This is a genomic window from Citrobacter sp. Cpo045, assembly GCF_030332875.1.
Taxonomy (GTDB): Bacteria; Pseudomonadota; Gammaproteobacteria; order Enterobacterales; family Enterobacteriaceae; genus Citrobacter; species Citrobacter portucalensis.
In genome coordinates, this window is record NZ_JAOWGZ010000096.1 from 47,590 (window position 1) to 64,074 (window position 16,485).

At 50.1% G+C, this 16,485-nt stretch carries 16 protein-coding genes; 9 read left to right on the forward strand and 7 right to left on the reverse strand.

Going from position 1 to position 16,485, the window contains the following annotated elements:
• Nucleotides 1-46: 46 nt before the first annotated feature.
• From cysB to acnA, 4 genes are all read left to right on the forward strand, one after another.
• Complete coding sequence (gene cysB, locus OGY13_RS11830; RefSeq protein ID WP_003020610.1) at nucleotides 47-1,021, forward strand: HTH-type transcriptional regulator CysB; 975 nt, start codon at nucleotides 47-49, stop codon at nucleotides 1,019-1,021.
• Between the two features lie 311 nt (nucleotides 1,022-1,332).
• A complete protein-coding gene (locus tag OGY13_RS11835; protein WP_213732144.1) occupies nucleotides 1,333-1,473 on the forward strand; it encodes a YmiA family putative membrane protein in 141 nt (46 codons plus the stop codon).
• 2 nt (nucleotides 1,474-1,475) lie between these two features.
• A complete protein-coding gene (locus OGY13_RS11840) occupies nucleotides 1,476-1,646 on the forward strand; it encodes a YciX family protein (protein ID WP_164091695.1) in 171 nt (56 codons plus the stop codon).
• 308 nt (nucleotides 1,647-1,954) lie between these two features.
• On the forward strand, nucleotides 1,955-4,630 hold the full coding sequence (gene acnA / locus OGY13_RS11845; protein WP_213752785.1) for an aconitate hydratase AcnA: 2,676 nt from the start codon (nucleotides 1,955-1,957) through the stop codon (nucleotides 4,628-4,630).
• Nucleotides 4,631-4,678: 48 nt separating this feature from the next.
• Here the strand turns inward: acnA and ribA are convergent, their stop codons facing one another.
• Nucleotides 4,679-5,269, reverse strand: coding sequence for a GTP cyclohydrolase II (gene ribA / locus OGY13_RS11850; protein ID WP_003020601.1), 591 nt, complete (start codon nucleotides 5,267-5,269; stop codon nucleotides 4,679-4,681).
• 201 nt (nucleotides 5,270-5,470) lie between these two features.
• Here ribA and pgpB point away from each other — a divergent pair, with 201 nt between their 5' ends.
• From pgpB to yciH, 5 genes are all read left to right on the forward strand, one after another.
• On the forward strand, nucleotides 5,471-6,235 hold the full coding sequence (gene pgpB / locus OGY13_RS11855) for a phosphatidylglycerophosphatase B (protein ID WP_003833318.1): 765 nt from the start codon (nucleotides 5,471-5,473) through the stop codon (nucleotides 6,233-6,235).
• Between the two features lie 149 nt (nucleotides 6,236-6,384).
• Nucleotides 6,385-6,693, forward strand: a complete 309-nt coding sequence (locus tag OGY13_RS11860; RefSeq protein WP_003020595.1) for a LapA family protein — start codon at nucleotides 6,385-6,387, stop codon at nucleotides 6,691-6,693.
• 6 nt (nucleotides 6,694-6,699) lie between these two features.
• Complete coding sequence (lapB, locus tag OGY13_RS11865; RefSeq protein WP_008784929.1) at nucleotides 6,700-7,869, forward strand: lipopolysaccharide assembly protein LapB; 1,170 nt, start codon at nucleotides 6,700-6,702, stop codon at nucleotides 7,867-7,869.
• Between the two features lie 190 nt (nucleotides 7,870-8,059).
• Nucleotides 8,060-8,797, forward strand: a complete 738-nt coding sequence (pyrF, locus tag OGY13_RS11870) for an orotidine-5'-phosphate decarboxylase (protein ID WP_204558971.1) — start codon at nucleotides 8,060-8,062, stop codon at nucleotides 8,795-8,797.
• Complete coding sequence (gene yciH, locus OGY13_RS11875; RefSeq protein WP_003833315.1) at nucleotides 8,798-9,124, forward strand: stress response translation initiation inhibitor YciH; 327 nt, start codon at nucleotides 8,798-8,800, stop codon at nucleotides 9,122-9,124.
• Nucleotides 9,125-9,215: 91 nt separating this feature from the next.
• On the opposite strand, the gene osmB is transcribed toward yciH, so the two are convergent.
• The 6 genes from osmB to OGY13_RS11905 all read right to left on the reverse strand — a co-directional run bounded on the left by osmB (nucleotide 9,216) and on the right by OGY13_RS11905 (nucleotide 16,343).
• The gene (gene osmB, locus OGY13_RS11880) at nucleotides 9,216-9,434 is read right to left on the reverse strand and encodes an osmotically-inducible lipoprotein OsmB (RefSeq protein ID WP_003020583.1); all 219 of its coding nucleotides are present in this window, start codon (nucleotides 9,432-9,434) and stop codon (nucleotides 9,216-9,218) included.
• A gap of 268 nt (nucleotides 9,435-9,702) precedes the next feature.
• On the reverse strand, nucleotides 9,703-10,455 hold the full coding sequence (gene yciT, locus OGY13_RS11885) for a DNA-binding transcriptional regulator YciT (RefSeq protein WP_003020580.1): 753 nt from the start codon (nucleotides 10,453-10,455) through the stop codon (nucleotides 9,703-9,705).
• A gap of 95 nt (nucleotides 10,456-10,550) precedes the next feature.
• Nucleotides 10,551-10,733 carry a YciZ family protein gene (locus OGY13_RS11890; RefSeq protein WP_003833313.1) on the reverse strand — a complete coding sequence of 61 codons (183 nt, stop codon included), beginning with the start codon at nucleotides 10,731-10,733 and terminating at the stop codon, nucleotides 10,551-10,553.
• Nucleotides 10,734-10,916: 183 nt separating this feature from the next.
• A complete protein-coding gene (gene pdeR, locus OGY13_RS11895) occupies nucleotides 10,917-12,908 on the reverse strand; it encodes a cyclic di-GMP phosphodiesterase (protein WP_213752786.1) in 1,992 nt (663 codons plus the stop codon).
• A 265-nt stretch (nucleotides 12,909-13,173) separates the two neighbouring features.
• A complete protein-coding gene (locus tag OGY13_RS11900) occupies nucleotides 13,174-15,108 on the reverse strand; it encodes an exoribonuclease II (RefSeq protein ID WP_213752787.1) in 1,935 nt (644 codons plus the stop codon).
• 89 nt (nucleotides 15,109-15,197) lie between these two features.
• Nucleotides 15,198-16,343, reverse strand: coding sequence for a carboxymuconolactone decarboxylase family protein (locus tag OGY13_RS11905; RefSeq protein WP_213752788.1), 1,146 nt, complete (start codon nucleotides 16,341-16,343; stop codon nucleotides 15,198-15,200).
• Between the last annotated feature and the right edge of the window lie 142 nt (nucleotides 16,344-16,485).

Here is a 16,485-nt window from a genome sequence, read left to right on the forward strand (position 1 = left end):
CTGCACTGAAACGATGATTTGATGGCGCGAATCGGGATGGCATAACATGAAATTACAGCAGCTTCGCTACATTGTTGAGGTGGTGAACCACAACCTTAATGTCTCCTCAACGGCGGAAGGGCTTTATACCTCTCAGCCCGGTATCAGTAAGCAAGTTCGTATGCTGGAAGATGAACTTGGCATCCAGATTTTCGCCCGTAGCGGTAAGCATCTGACCCAGGTTACGCCAGCGGGGCAGGAAGTTATCCGTATTGCGCGCGAAGTACTGTCTAAGGTAGATGCTATTAAGTCCGTTGCTGGCGAACATACCTGGCCGGATAAAGGCTCGCTGTATATTGCCACCACGCACACCCAGGCACGTTACGCTTTGCCGAACGTGATTAAAGGTTTTATTGAGCGATATCCTCGTGTTTCATTGCATATGCATCAGGGATCGCCGACGCAAATTGCCGAAGCCGTCTCGAAAGGGAATGCGGATTTTGCCATCGCGACGGAAGCCCTGCATCTGTATGACGATCTGGTGATGTTACCTTGCTACCACTGGAACCGTTCGATTGTCGTCACGCCGGATCATCCGCTGGCGGGAAAATCTTCGGTTTCTATTGAGGAACTGGCACAATATCCACTGGTGACCTACACCTTTGGATTTACCGGGCGTTCGGAGCTGGACACCGCGTTTAACCGTGCGGGTCTGGAGCCGCGTATTGTTTTTACCGCGACCGATGCCGATGTTATTAAAACCTATGTCCGTCTGGGTCTCGGCGTGGGTGTAATTGCCAGTATGGCGGTTGATCCTGTTTCCGATCCTGACCTGGTACGTGTGGATGCGCACGATATCTTCAGCCATAGCACCACCAAAATTGGTTTTCGTCGCAGCACCTTCTTACGTAGTTACATGTATGATTTCATTCAACGTTTCGCGCCGCATCTGACGCGTGATGTGGTGGACACGGCGGTGGCGCTGCGTTCCAACGATGATATTGAAGCCATGTTTAAAGATATTAAATTGCCTGAGAAATAATAACGGTTGTTACCTCGTCGGTATCTGTAAGCATAAAGTGATACCGACGGGGGAGTCTGAATTCATTATTTCTCCTCCTATATATTAACCATATATTATTTATGGAAAAAGTTCTCTAAAGTAGTTTCAAATTAGTCAGCTTGCCAAAAATCACGCTCAAATATTCATAATTGATCAAACAATTGATTTATTTATCAGATCGAATCCGAAAATTAACTGGCTTTTTTTCGCCTTTTTTATTAGGATTCCTCCTATCTGATGATTAATTGTACCAATTGTTTGGTGCCTAAATGATAAGTGATTTCGATAGTATGAGGTTAGCGATGCCTTCAGGAAACCAGCCTGCACGCCGGGATCCCGCGATGAAACGTAAAGCCTGGTTCGCCGTGTTTCTTGGCTCTGCGATATTCTGGATTATTGTCGCACTCGTGGCCTGGAACGTGTGGGGGTAAGTATGTCCGCACCGGAGCAGCACTCTACCGTGACGCCAGCGTCTCATGACCATGAGCAAGAGAGCAAAACCGTCGCCGAGAAGGAGCCAAAGATACCCGAATCCTGGAATCTTTCTCCTGAACAACGGGCGTTTATTGATCTGTTAACCGATGATGATAAACAGAAACAATAATTCGTACGTATTTTATAATAATAACGATTACCTCGTGGCCTTAAATATCGAATCGTTTATCCCATGTATTCACCATCAGCCACCTAATCAACGTATTATCGATTGCGCTATTGCCTGCTGAATATTCATCCTATTCATCTTCACGGCTAGACCTTACTCCCTACCATTGACCTCAATTCGCGCTTTTGTATCGCGCGCTACTTTTATCAATTTGAGTTGTTATCAAAGCGTTACATTTTGTTTGTGTTATCTTTAATACTAACCCTGAGGAAATCAGGGGATCCAACCCTGTCATTTAAGGAGGAGCTATGTCGTCGACCCTACGAGAAGCCAGTAAGGACACATTGCAGGTTAAAGATAAAACCTACCGCTACTACAGTTTACCTCTGGCCGCTAAATCACTGGGTGATATCACCCGACTACCAAAATCGCTGAAAGTGTTACTGGAAAACCTGCTTCGTTGGCAGGATGGTAATTCCGTAACCGAAGATGATATTCATGCGCTCGCGCATTGGCTGAAGACTGCCCATGCCGATCGTGAAATTGCCTATCGACCCGCTCGTGTTCTGATGCAGGATTTTACCGGCGTGCCGGCGGTGGTCGATCTGGCCGCCATGCGCGAAGCGGTGAAACGTTTGGGTGGAGATACAGCAAAAGTGAATCCGCTTTCGCCAGTGGACCTTGTCATTGACCACTCGGTAACGGTGGACCGTTTTGGTGATGATGATGCTTTCGAAGAAAACGTACGCCTGGAAATGGAACGTAACCATGAGCGTTATGTGTTCCTGAAATGGGGGCAGCAGGCATTTAGTCGCTTCAGCGTTGTGCCACCGGGAACGGGGATTTGCCACCAGGTTAACCTTGAATACCTCGGCAAAGCCGTCTGGAGCGAGTTACAGGACGGTGAGTGGGTGGCTTACCCTGACACGTTGGTCGGAACCGATTCCCATACGACAATGATTAATGGTCTCGGTGTGCTGGGATGGGGCGTTGGAGGCATTGAGGCCGAAGCAGCAATGCTGGGTCAACCCGTCTCTATGCTTATCCCGGATGTTGTGGGCTTTAAACTGGTGGGCAAGCTGCGGGAAGGTATCACCGCGACTGACCTGGTTCTGACCGTCACCCAGATGCTGCGTAAGCACGGCGTGGTCGGTAAATTTGTTGAATTCTACGGTGATGGCCTGGACACCTTACCGCTGGCCGACCGGGCAACCATTGCGAATATGTCACCGGAATACGGCGCAACCTGCGGTTTCTTCCCGATCGATAGCATCACTCTTGAATATATGCGTCTGAGTGGGCGCAGTGAGGAGCAGGTTGAGCTGGTCAGCGCCTATGCCAAAGCGCAGGGCATGTGGCGTAATCCTGGGGATGAACCCGTATTTACCAGTTCACTGGAGCTGGATATGGGCAGTGTAGAAGCTAGCCTTGCCGGACCGAAGCGTCCGCAGGATCGGGTGGCACTGGCTGATGTCCCGAAAGCGTTTTCGGCGAGTAATGAACTCGAAGTGAATAGCTCACTGAAAGATCGCCAGCCAGTGGACTATACAATGAACGGTCACCAGTACCAGTTGCCGGATGGTGCTGTGGTTATTGCAGCGATTACTTCCTGTACCAACACCTCTAACCCAAGCGTATTGATGGCGGCGGGGCTGCTGGCGAAAAAAGCAGTGACGCTTGGTTTGAAACGTCAGCCATGGGTGAAAGCCTCGCTGGCGCCAGGATCGAAGGTGGTGTCTGATTATCTGGCGCAGGCTGGGTTCACGCCGTACCTTGATGAGCTGGGATTTAACCTTGTAGGTTATGGCTGTACCACCTGTATCGGTAACTCGGGTCCGTTACCCGATCCTATCGAGACTGCTATCAAAAAAGGCGACCTCACCGTTGGTGCTGTGCTTTCCGGCAACCGAAACTTTGAGGGGCGTATCCATCCGCTCGTGAAGACCAACTGGTTGGCGTCTCCGCCGCTGGTGGTGGCCTATGCGCTGGCGGGGAATATGAATATCAATCTGACGAAAGATCCGTTAGGGCATGACAGAAAGGGCGATCCCGTTTATCTGAAAGATATCTGGCCGACGGCTCAGGAAATTGCCCGTGCCGTGGAGCAGGTCTCTACCGCCATGTTCCATAAAGAGTATGCTGAAGTGTTTGAAGGCACGCCGGAATGGAAAGCAATCCAGGTTGATCGGGCTGATACCTATGGCTGGCAGTCTGACTCAACCTATATCCGCTTGTCGCCGTTCTTCGATGGTATGCAGGCGACGCCGGATCCGGTCCAGGACATTCATGGTGCGCGTATCCTTGCAATGCTTGGAGATTCCGTCACTACTGACCATATTTCTCCTGCCGGCAGTATCAAGCCGGACAGCCCGGCGGGGCGTTATCTGCAAAGCCACGGCGTAGAGCGTAAAGATTTTAACTCCTACGGTTCGCGGCGCGGGAATCATGAAGTAATGATGCGCGGTACCTTTGCCAATATTCGTATTCGCAATGAGATGGTGCACGGCGTGGAAGGTGGGATGACGCGTCATTTGCCGGGAACTGAGGTAGTGGCTATCTATGATGCGGCTATGCAATATCAACAGGAGAATATTCCCCTGGCGGTTATTGCCGGGAAAGAGTATGGCTCTGGCTCCAGTCGCGACTGGGCGGCAAAAGGCCCGCGCTTGCTGGGGGTTCGCGTGGTTATCGCTGAATCCTTTGAGCGAATTCACCGTTCTAACCTGATTGGTATGGGGATTTTGCCGCTGGAATTCCCGCAGGGCGTCACGCGTAAAACGCTGGGACTAACCGGTGAGGAAGCGATCGATATTACGGATCTGCAAAACATTAAACCGGGTGCAACAGTGCCGGTGAGTATGGTTCGCTCGGATGGACGTAAAGAGGTGGTTTTATGCCGCTGCCGTATCGATACCGCGACGGAGCTAACGTACTACCAAAACGATGGCATTCTGCACTACGTGATTCGTAATATGTTGAGCTAGAAGTAAAAAGCCTGCGAGAGCAGGCTTTTTTATCGGCGGTAACAACTATTACTTGCCCAGTAAATGTCCCATCTTGGCGGCTTTGGTGTCCAGGTAATGTTCATTGTTCGGGTTACGACCCACAATCAGCGGCACGCGTTCAACAATGTTGATTCCCGCTTCGGTCAGAATTTCCACTTTTTTCGGGTTATTGGTCAGCAAACGAACTTCGTCCACACCAAGCAGCTTGAACATATCCGCACACAGCGTGAAATCACGCTCATCTGCCGCAAAGCCCAACTGATGGTTAGCTTCAACGGTATCATACCCCTGGTCCTGCAACGCGTAGGCGCGGATTTTATTGAGCAGGCCGATATTGCGTCCTTCCTGACGATGATAAAGCAGGATACCGCGCCCTTCTTCAGCAATATGGGTGAGAGCCGCTTCGAGCTGGAAGCCGCAATCGCAACGCAGGCTAAACAATGCATCGCCAGTCAGACACTCGGAGTGGACACGCGCCAGGACAGGCGTTTGGCCTGTGATATCGCCAAAAACCAGTGCGACGTGATCGTGTCCGGTTGCCAGTTCTTCAAATCCCACCATCAGGAAATCACCCCAGGGGGTTGGCAGTTTGGCTTCTGCCACACGTTTAAGCTGCATGTAATTCTCCAGATTATGCTGGCACTGTCGTGCCGTCGCCTGTTGGCTTCTGTTCTATATTGCACTATTTTGCCATAAGGCAACGATGTTCACCTAATCGCGACAACGGATTCGCTTTTGGAATGGCACAAAATTGTCAATTTCCCCGGCATGCGCTTTTTTCAGTTATGATTGTGAGACTTATCGACGAAAGGAGAGGCAATGCTGTCAATTGCAAAGCGCACTGCGGTCGGGGCCGGGCTGCTACTTATTATGCCGGTTGCCGTATGGGTATCGGGCTGGAGCTGGCAGCCGGGACATAACGTTTGGTGGCTAAAATCTCTGTACTGGATAACGGAAACGGTGACGCAGCCGTGGGGCATTATCACTCACGTTGTTCTCTGTGCATGGTTTCTGTGGTGTCTGCGTTTTCGTCTGAAAGCTGCGGTAATGCTGTTTGCGATCCTGGCTGCGGCAATTTTAGTCGGTCAGGGCGTGAAGTCCTGGGTTAAAGACAGGGTGCAGGAACCTCGGCCCTTTGTCGTGTGGCTGGAAAAAACGCACCATATTCCGGTTGATGAGTTCTACACTTTAAAACGTAAAGATCGTGGTCACTTAGTTAAAGAGCAATTGGCAGAACAACAGGATATTCCGACGTTTCTACGTAAGCACTGGCAAAAAGAAACGGGTTTTGCCTTTCCGTCAGGGCATACGATGTTTGCCGCCAGCTGGGCTTTACTGGCAGTAGGGCTGTTATGGCCACGCCGACGTACGCTGACGATTGTGTTTTTACTTATCTGGGCTACGGGCGTTATGGGCAGCCGCTTGCTATTAGGCATGCACTGGCCCCGTGATTTGGTCGTTGCAACGCTGATTTCATGGTTGCTGGTAACACTGGCGACATGGCTTGCGCAGCGGGTATGTGGACCCTTAACGCCGCCAGTGCAGGAGGAAAAAGAAATCGCTCAGCGTGAACAAGAAAGTTAGCCATGATTGATTTTTCGAATTTTGCCCTTAAATCAGAAAGGGGAAAGCGCTTTTCCGTTTCGCACTCGTTGTGAAAATGGTAATTTAAAGGGCTCAACGCGGTAAGTTGTACACGATTTATTCGCTCAAACCACATAACGGGAAGTAATGTGAAATATTTACTCATTTTCTTACTGGTGTTGGCGATTTTTGTTATTTCGGTGACATTAGGTGCGCAAAACGATCAACAGGTTACGTTTAATTACCTGCTGGCTCAGGGTGAGTATCGTATCTCTACGCTGCTTGCTGTATTGTTTGCCGCAGGTTTTGCGATTGGTTGGTTAATTTGCGGCCTTTTCTGGCTGAAGGTTCGTGTGTCTCTTGCGCGTGCCGAACGTAAAATCAAACGACTGGAAAACCAGCTTACGCCTGCGACCGACGTTGCGGTTTCTGCCGATTCGTCGGTTGTGAAGGAATAATTATTTATGTTGGAGTTGTTGTTTCTGCTTTTGCCTGTAGCCGCTGCCTATGGGTGGTATATGGGTCGCAGAAGTGCGCAACAAACCAAGCAGGATGAAGCTAACCGTCTTTCCCGTGACTATGTCGCCGGGGTTAACTTCCTTCTGAGCAACCAACAAGACAAAGCGGTGGATCTGTTCCTCGATATGCTAAAAGAGGATACGGGCACCGTTGAGGCTCATCTCACCCTCGGAAACCTGTTTCGCTCGCGCGGTGAAGTCGACCGCGCAATCCGCATCCATCAAACGTTAATGGAAAGTGCTTCGCTAACCTACGAGCAGCGTTTGTTGGCCGTACAACAGCTGGGGCGCGACTACATGGCCGCAGGTCTGTACGACCGCGCGGAAGACATGTTTAATCAGCTTACCGATGAAACAGATTTTCGCGTCGGTGCATTACAGCAACTGCTGCAAATTTATCAGGCGACCAGTGAATGGCAGAAAGCGATTGATGTCGCAGAACGTCTGGTGAAGCTCGGTAAAGATAAACAACGTATCGAGATAGCTCACTTCTACTGCGAACTGGCCTTACAGCAGATGGGCAGCGACGATATGGATCGCGCCATGACGCTGTTGAAAAAAGGGGCTGCGGCAGACAAAAACAGTGCCCGTGTTTCCATCATGATGGGCCGTGTGTACATGGTGAAAGGCGATTACGCGAAGGCCGTTGAAAGTCTGCAACGCGTGATTTCTCAGGATAAAGAACTGGTCAGCGAAACGCTGGAAATGCTGCAAAGCTGCTACCAGCATCTGGGGAAAAACGATGAGTGGGCCGAGTTTTTACGTCGGGCCGTTGAGGAGAATACTGGCGCCGCCGCAGAGCTGATGCTGGCCGATATTCTTGAAGCGCGTGAGGGGACTGATACCGCTCAGGTTTATATTACCCGCCAGCTACAACGCCATCCTACGATGCGCGTGTTCCACAAGTTGATGGATTACCATCTTAACGAAGCAGAAGAAGGGCGCGCGAAAGAGAGCCTGATGGTTCTGCGCGATATGGTCGGGGAGCAGGTGCGCAGCAAGCCTCGGTATCGTTGCCAGAAGTGCGGATTTACCGCATATACACTGTACTGGCACTGCCCATCCTGTCGCTCATGGTCAACCATTAAGCCTATTCGCGGACTTGATGGGCTGTAATTTTTAAAAAAACTTCACTTTAGTTACAACATACTAATGATGTGTAACCAATCCATCCTCAACCTCCGTTGCCAAATTCGCCTGGCAGAAATGTAATCGCGCCTGTTAATTTTCTATTGCCGCAGGTAGAATGCACGCCGTTTACCCATTTTGCGCCGCCGATGGCGCCCATCCTCAGGAAGGTCTGGTCATGACGTTTACTGCTTCATCTTTTTCTCGTGCTGTTACTGATTCTCCTGTCGTTGTCGCTCTCGATTATTCCAATCGTGATAAAGCATTAGCTTTTGTCGACAGAATTGATCCTAGTGATTGCCGTTTGAAAGTGGGCAAAGAGATGTTCACGCTTTTTGGACCTCAGTTGGTTCGCGATTTACAACAGCGTGGCTTTGACGTTTTTCTTGATTTGAAATTTCATGATATTCCCAATACTACCGCGCATGCCGTTGCGGCGGCGGCTGAGCTTGGCGTGTGGATGGTTAACGTTCATGCTTCAGGTGGGGCGCGTATGATGACCGCCGCACGTGAAGCCCTGGTGCCTTTTGGCAAGGATGCGCCGCTGCTGATTGCAGTAACAGTTCTGACCAGTATGGAAGCCAGCGATCTTGCCGACCTTGGCGTGACGTTGTCACCTGCGGAGCATGCGGAAAGGCTGGCGCGTTTAACCCAACATTGTGGTTTGGATGGCGTCGTATGCTCCGCGCAGGAAGCAGTGCGATTCAAGCAGGCATTTGGCCAGGCATTTAAACTGGTTACGCCGGGTATTCGCCCTGAAGGTAGCGAGGCAGGCGACCAGCGTCGCATTATGACGCCGGAACAGGCACAGTCAGCTGGCGTGGATTATATGGTTATTGGTCGTCCGGTCACACAGTCGGCAGATCCGGCTCAGACGCTGAAGATGATCAATGCCTCCCTGAAACGAGGTGCGTAAATGAACGACTCAAATTCTCGTCTGGTCTACTCAACTGACACCGGGCGTATTGATGAACCGAAAGCCGTCCCAGAGCGTCCCAAAGGCGATGGCATTGTCCGTATCCAGCGACAGACCAGTGGCCGCAAAGGTAAGGGCGTGTGCCTGATTACTGGAATAGATCAGGACGATGCTGAACTGACCAAATTAGCTGCGGAACTGAAGAAAAAATGTGGTTGCGGCGGGGCAGTGAAGGATGGCGTGATTGAGATACAGGGTGATAAACGCGACCTGATTAAATCGCTGCTGGAAGCCAAAGGAATGAAAGTTAAATTGGCTGGCGGTTAATAAAAAAAGCCACGGAATTTTTCCGTGGCTTTTTAATAATACAGACCTGAAAAAGTAAACGTATTATTATATCGAGCCGTTTAACCGTAAATTATTTACCCACCTGGTGGCCAATAATACCACCTACTGCAGCACCACCCAGCGTGCCCAGCGTGCTGCCGTCAGTCAGGACTGCACCACCGATTGCACCAGCACCAGCACCAATTGCGGTGTTACGGTCACGTTTGGACCAGTTAGAGCAGGCACTCAGCGACATTGCCAGAGTAATTGCCAAAATGGCAGCGGTCATTTTTTTGCTCGTTACTAACATAATACTTTCTCCTGAATTATTGATTCACGGAATCCAGTGTTCTTTAAGAGTAGCGCTAAATTTAGGCTAACGAAGATATTTCCGTGAAACCGTTTAGCGAAGGCATGACAAACACTATCCTGAGATTGGAGGTTCGTTCCTGTTATATCGCTAACATTAATTTTACGACTTAATCCTGTTAACGACAGGTAAAAAGTCTTAATTGGACTGTCAGATAACTCTCATAGAGGGGATGATTTGCCGACTGACAAATCATCTGCTGAAGATTTTATGCGTGCGCATCAATGATATTGACGGTTAATCCTGAATGCTCGAGCTGCATTTGTACGCTGGCGCTGAGTCTGGAATCCGTGACTACGCGGCTGAATCGCTCTAATGGACCCAGCGTGTAAGGGTGAATGGCTTCGAATTTTGAGCTGTCAGTAAGTACAATAACTTCTGCACCTTTTTCCAGCACCGCGTTAACCACATCAGAACGCATCATGTCGCGTCCGGTGAAGCCGGTGTCAGCCTGCCAGCCATCAATGCCGATAAAGGCCTTGCTGAAGTGTACCTGCTGGATAAACTGGCGAGTTAAGGGCCCCACCATGCTTTCGCTTTTTTTCTGATAGATCCCGCCAAGGAGAATCACTTCGCAGGGGGTTTCTTTCAGCAGATGGGCTATATAACTGCTGACGGTAATGATGGTGACATCTTTTTGCTCCGCCAGCGTTCTGGCCAAGAGCGCATTGCTGCTGCCGTTTTCAATGAATACGGACTCGCCAGGGCTTACCAAAGATGCGGCAAATTCGGCCAGTTCACGCTTCAGCGTAAAATTAGTCATCATGCGCGTTTCCACATCATCACTGTTCAATGAAACGGCAAAACCGTGCGCACGGCGTAAATAACTCTGTTTTTCCAGTGTGTTCAGATCCTGTCGAATCGTCACTTCTGAGACACCGGTGATTTTTGCCAGTTCGGCAACGCTCATCTGACCTTTATCAGTCACCATCTGCAAAATAGATTGTTGTCGGGAATTCATAATATTAATTTTATTGCGATATCGTATCGGAAATTAAACGGAAACTGCTTCATACGCAGTTTGCTTATAGCAGCGACATTAAAGGGTTAATGTCATCAGATCTCCCAGGGAGCCTTGTGCTTTTTGGGCAAAGACTCGGCATCTTCTTTGGCCGTATCTAGCAGCTCAGCCTTCAGAATTTCGAGATTGTGGATGGCTGAGTGGTAATCACCTGCAACGAGGATATCCAGCACGGTATCAATGCGTTCGGCCAGACGCTGAGCGTCGATATCAGACATGGTTATCATCCTAATAGCAATAGAGTTTGAATTTCATGATGCAGAATTTCATGGCAAAAGAGAAGGGAAAAATAGTATTAACTATCAATGATAGAAGAATATTATATATTCTGTGATTACATGCAGATAGGATCGTTACGTAATGTCCATTTATGGCTATTAATGACGTTTGATCCCACAGCATTAGCGCGTTTTTTTATTCAGATGTCGTCGATACCAACGTTCAAATGCAGCCGCTGGCATTGGTTTGGCAAACAAAAAACCCTGACGTTCGTTGACGCCATTTTTGGTTAAAAAGGCATCCTCTTTCGCGCTTTCAACACCTTCGGCGATGACCTGCAGATTGAGTGCCTGTGCGACCGCAACAATGGCACGTACTAGCGACTGCGAAATAGGTTGTTTGTGTACATCCCTGACAAAGGTTTGATCCAGTTTAATTGCATCAAGCGGGAAGCGGGCCAGTTGAGACAGTGACGAATATCCAGTACCAAAATCATCCAAATGGATTTGCGCCCCCAACTGGCTAAACTGCTGAATGACGGACAGTGCCAACTGCTCATTTTCAATCAAACTGCTTTCCGTTAACTCGACATCGATGGGGCAATATTCAAAGTCGAGTTCATGAAGCACCTGTTTGAGATCGGTAAATAGCGTCTGATCGGCGAGCTGGCGGGCAGAAACGTTTACCGCCACGCGCAGATTGATTCCCTTGGCGCGCCATTTTGCGACCTGACGCACAACGTCCAGAATAACCCAGCGACCCAGCGGAACGATAAGCCCTGATTCTTCGGCGTAGGAGATAAATTCCAGTGGTGAAATGAGGCCGCGTTCCGGAGACTGCCAGCGTACCAGCGCCTCCAGGCTGCGCACTTCGCCTCGCCAGGTTATCTTTGGCTGATAATGGATAACCAGTTGATCGTTTTCCAGCGCCTTGCGCAGGTTAGTATCCAGCCACAGGTATTCAAATACCCGCTGATTCATTTCCGGAGAGAAAACACAAAACTGTCCGCGGCCGCCTTCTTTCGCGGTGTACATGGCCGTATCGGCGTTACGAATGACGCTCTCGCAGTCCTGACCATGCTGTGGAGCGAGGGAAATACCAATAGAGCAGCCTGTATAGACTTCAATCAGGCCAATGCGAAAGGGTTGACGCAGGCGTGTCAGAATGCGCGATGCGGTAGCTTCCAGAGTGCTCTGGGACGTTTCGGTGGCAAGGACGATAAATTCATCACCGCCAAACCGAGCCAATAGCTGGTTGTCGTCAAGACAACTGAGGATTGCAAGCGACACACTCTGTAATAGCTGATCGCCAAACATATGCCCGTAGGCATCGTTCACCTTTTTGAAGTTATCCAGATCGAGATATACAATCCCAACCTGAGTATCACCTGCGTTCTCAATCGCGTCGCTTATCAGCTCATGAATGGCGTTACGGTTCGGTAATCCGGTGATGGAGTCGGTATTAGCCAACATACGCAGGCGTTCCTGCGCGCGGCGTTCTTCAGTGATATCGGTGCCGGAACAGATCAGAAATATTTCGTTCTTGCCGCTACCGTTATGTACAAACTTATTGCGAAAAAGAAACAGGCGCTGACCTTTGCAGGTCTTCACCCAACGTTCGACTTCATATGAGTTGCCTTCGCGAAAAAAGACCTCGATGTTGCGTCTGGAGGCTGCGGCTTCACGTCGACTCATAAACAGTGTGAATACGCTTTGGCCAATGACTTCACGTTCTCTGAGTCCGGTGTACTCTTCGCACAGACGGTTAAAACGCTGAATGTTGCCCATGCGGTCAAGAATGACAATAACGGAGTTGGCTTCTGAAACTACCTGCTCGGCAAAAGAGAGACCTTGAGCCAGATCGCGTGCGACGGAAGGGGTGTCATCCCAGGCTGATGCGCTGCCGGCCCATTCGCGTTTATTGATTTTCCGCCCGACCAAATGTACCGGAATATCGTCATCTTCAATAGGTAACGTCATCAACAGGCTTGACGTAATTACCGTCATCTCGCGAATGCGGTCGGCCTGCTCGGGTGATAATTCGATGGTCTGCTCAGCGTCTGCTGTTTCGTCAATAGAGAAATGCAGGATGTTGCAATCCTCTGACAAACGCCAGTAGGGGTTATGAGTGCCCACATAGCTATACAACGTAACCAGCTCCCGGACGTCTTTCATGATGTGTACTATCCCGTTTAAAGCGCATAAAGCCTCAAAAGTAAGGGTAGCCATGATTCATTCAGGGTGATTATGGCTGAACGTATTGTTTTATTTATATATTTATATGTAATCCAGAATCCATAAAAAGCAAAGCCAGCGGAACTGAAAAATAGTAAAAAAAAATTTTGACTGGATAAGAGAAGTGTAGTGTGTGGTTGAAATTTGGCCGCTAAAAAAAGAAAACGACCTTTCAAAAAAGAGAAAGGTCGTTGGATTTGTCAGTTTACGCTGCTGGACGCGCGATAACGCTACGGGTTTCCATGCGAACTTCAGCGATAGTTACGTCAATCACATCAGTGACTTTGTAAACCACTTCACCTTTGATTTGTACGGTACCACTTTCCTGGCTGCAGACCAGTTCATCACGCACGGCGTGCAGGAAGGGTGCAGGAATAAAGGCAACAGCGCCATTATCAACCAAACGTACGCGCATGCCGCCGCGGCTGACGTCGATGATCTCGGCCGCAAAGCGGGTGTCAGTTCCGGCTTTATCACTCAGGAAACGGGCGTATAGCCAGTCACCCACATCACGCTCAGCCATCCGGTTCAGGCGACGACGTTCTGCCATCTGCGCGGTGGTATCATCCTGAGGTCGAGCGACGGTTTCGCCTTTGATGACGGCCTTAAGCAGACGGTGGTTGATCATATCGCCGTACTTACGGATTGGGGAAGTCCAGGTGGCATATGCCTCCAGACCCAACCCAAAGTGTGGACCTGGCTCAATACTAATTTCAGCGTAAGACTGGAAGCGGCGAATTCGGCTGTCGAGGAAGCCGGATGGCTGTGCATCCAGTTCGCGGCGCAGTTTGCAGAAACCTTCCAGTGTCAGTACTTCTTCGGCATCGACGTGCATACCGTGGGTTTTCAGCAGCGCGGCCAGTGCGTCGGCGTTGGCCGGGTCGAATCCCATATGGACGTTGTAAATACCGAAGCCCAGCTTGTCGCGAAGCACACGGGCGGCGCAAATATTTGCCGCAATCATGGATTCTTCCACGATACGGTTTGCGATGCGGCGTGGCTCAGCGACGATGTCCAGTACTTCACCTTTTTCACCGAGAACGAAACGGTAATCCGGGCGATCTTTAAAGACCAGCGCGTGGTTATGACGCCACTCTCCTCGGCTCAGGCAAATACGATGCAGCAGACGGATTTGTTCCGCAATCGCGTCGTTTTCTGGTTGCCACTCGCCAGTACCTTCCAGCCAGTCGGAAACATTGTCATAGGCCAGCTTCGCTTTAGACTCGATGGTTGCGACGAAGAAGGTGATGTTGTCTTCAATCGTGCCATCGGCGGTAATGCTCATACGACAAGCTAAAACCGGGCGCACTTCGTTCGCGCGCAGAGAGCAGAGATCGTCAGACAATTCACGTGGTAACATCGGGATATTGAACCCCGGTAAATAATTGGTGAACGCGCGAATTTTAGCCGTTTTATCCAGCTTGCTGCCTTCTGAAATCCAGGCTGTTGGGTCGGCAATGGCGACGGTTAATTGTAGCGTGCCGTCAGCTTGTTCTTCAGCATACAGCGCATCGTCCATATCTTCGGTGCTGGCGCTGTCGATGGTGACGAAATTGAGGGCGGTTAAATCTTCACGAACCAGGCCTTCGTCCAGCATTTCGGTTGCTACACCGTCTGGTGCTTCTTTTTCCAGATTATGGCGTGCCAGTGTGACCCACCACGGGACAAAGTGGTCATCAGCAAAAGTGATAAATTGGGTTAACTCGGCGTAGAAGGTGCGATCGCCTTTCAGCGGATGGCGGCGCATTTCTGCAACAGCCCAGTCGCCTTCTTTAAATTCATGTTCAACGCCGCGGGCTGCACGACAAGGAATAGCATCTTTCAGTAACGGATGATCCGGCACAATGGACAGACGGTCATTTTTGCCCTGAACTTTACCCACGAAGCGCGTCAGGAAGGGTTCGATCAGTTCTTCCGGCTCAGCAGACTCACGGTCTTTTTCTGTATGGATAACCGCAACAATACGGTCGCCATGCATCACTTTTTTCATCTGCGGCGGTGGAATGAAATAGCTTTTTTGTGCATCGACTTCCAGGAAGCCAAAGCCTTTTTCCGTGGCTTTTACCACCCCTTCAGCACGTGGCGTCTGGGAATGTAGTTGCTGTTTAAGCTGCGCTAGCAGCGGGTTGTCCTGAAGCATAATTGTCTATTTTCGTGGCTAAAAGAGCGGCTGACAGTTTTACGCGATTCTGCCAGTTGCAGCAAGCGCTCTTTCAGTAAGTGGATCGGTTAATCAGTGTCGCCCAGCGCGATTTTCAAGCGATTCAACCATCCGCACAATCCACTCCAGGCTAGCAGGTTAATGGCCTGCTCTGAAGAGATTCCCTGATCGAACAAAGGCGTTAACAGTGCGGTGCTAAAGCGGTCGGGCGCCCGGGTCAGCCATTGTACCGCCTGTAGGGTGACGCGCTCAACCGGATGTCGTTGTTCCCACCGTTGTAATTCACGTTCATCCTGACGAAGAACGGTAATGGCCTCGGTTAATTCATGAGTTGAATACGCATGTTCATTAAAACAGGCCACGCTGCCATTAATCCGTGAAGTCATCAGCGTCGCCAATGAAAATGCCTGTACCGGTATCCCGCTACGTTGCGTGCTGGAAATGAGCGACCCGAGTAAATCCAAAATGACGGGGGAATGTATCAGTAATGGCAGTAACGCTTGCAGTTCCTCGGGATAACGTATGTCTATCGACTCATCATGATTAAGATGTTTTTCAATCGGAAATGGCGAAGCGTGCCAGGTAGCGTTTGCTGCACTAAATGGTGAAGCGTGAGCGAATTGTTGTATATCGAGACCCGGAATTCGGCGCACCGGATGTCCACACCAGGCCTGAAACAGGGCCACGATACGGGCCTGAAAACCGACGAATCCGATAATTTGATTCATCAGAATGCTATCGCTGGTGGTCAGCCCGACTGCATCCAGATGCTGGCGATCGCGCGCGCCTATCACGGCAGGAGAGCTGGCAAGTTGACGAGCATATTGGGTGATTTGCGCCAGTCGATGGTTACTTTCCCGCGAGGAGTCCGGCCCAGGAAGCGGTGTTAGACGCGCGGCATAGTGATTACATAATCGCTGGACGCCATATACCTGAGCGACGGTTAACGCCGTACTCATCCGTTCATAGGCGCTGAATGTGTGCATCTGACTCAGGTTTACGTGGGTCGGGAAGAGGATCTGTGCAAGTTTACGGGCAGGGATTAACCAGGATTGAAAAGGTAAAAGGGCGTCATCAGATATCGCCAGATCCAGTAAAAAGCAGTCGTCGACATGAGCGGCTTCCGGCACCAGCGGCAGAACATCTTGTGGATACATGCTGGATTGCGTCTCATGATACCAGTGGCTTTTGCCTTCAATTCGGCGTTGTTCCATGGGCGGTCCTTGGTCTAAAAAGTGGCGACCCGGACACGTCGTCATACCACTACGCCGGATCGTTTGCGCTGCAATATCCTGACGTAAGCAGAAGAGGGGATGAAAGATTGTTACGTGATAATAAATATCAGAAAAGCATATA

Coding starts and splice junctions, on each gene's coding strand:
- cysB (WP_003020610.1), top strand. CDS start 47: ATGAAATTACAGCAGCTTCGCTACATTGTTGAGGTGGTGAACCACAAC.
- OGY13_RS11835 (WP_213732144.1), top strand. CDS start 1,333: ATGAGGTTAGCGATGCCTTCAGGAAACCAGCCTGCACGCCGGGATCCC.
- OGY13_RS11840 (WP_164091695.1), top strand. CDS start 1,476: ATGTCCGCACCGGAGCAGCACTCTACCGTGACGCCAGCGTCTCATGAC.
- acnA (WP_213752785.1), top strand. CDS start 1,955: ATGTCGTCGACCCTACGAGAAGCCAGTAAGGACACATTGCAGGTTAAA.
- ribA (WP_003020601.1), bottom strand. CDS start 5,269: ATGCAGCTTAAACGTGTGGCAGAAGCCAAACTGCCAACCCCCTGGGGT.
- pgpB (WP_003833318.1), top strand. CDS start 5,471: ATGCTGTCAATTGCAAAGCGCACTGCGGTCGGGGCCGGGCTGCTACTT.
- lapB (WP_008784929.1), top strand. CDS start 6,700: ATGTTGGAGTTGTTGTTTCTGCTTTTGCCTGTAGCCGCTGCCTATGGG.
- pyrF (WP_204558971.1), top strand. CDS start 8,060: ATGACGTTTACTGCTTCATCTTTTTCTCGTGCTGTTACTGATTCTCCT.
- yciH (WP_003833315.1), top strand. CDS start 8,798: ATGAACGACTCAAATTCTCGTCTGGTCTACTCAACTGACACCGGGCGT.
- osmB (WP_003020583.1), bottom strand. CDS start 9,434: ATGTTAGTAACGAGCAAAAAAATGACCGCTGCCATTTTGGCAATTACT.
- yciT (WP_003020580.1), bottom strand. CDS start 10,455: ATGAATTCCCGACAACAATCTATTTTGCAGATGGTGACTGATAAAGGT.
- OGY13_RS11890 (WP_003833313.1), bottom strand. CDS start 10,733: ATGTCTGATATCGACGCTCAGCGTCTGGCCGAACGCATTGATACCGTG.
- pdeR (WP_213752786.1), bottom strand. CDS start 12,908: ATGAAAGACGTCCGGGAGCTGGTTACGTTGTATAGCTATGTGGGCACT.
- OGY13_RS11900 (WP_213752787.1), bottom strand. CDS start 15,108: ATGCTTCAGGACAACCCGCTGCTAGCGCAGCTTAAACAGCAACTACAT.
- OGY13_RS11905 (WP_213752788.1), bottom strand. CDS start 16,343: ATGGAACAACGCCGAATTGAAGGCAAAAGCCACTGGTATCATGAGACG.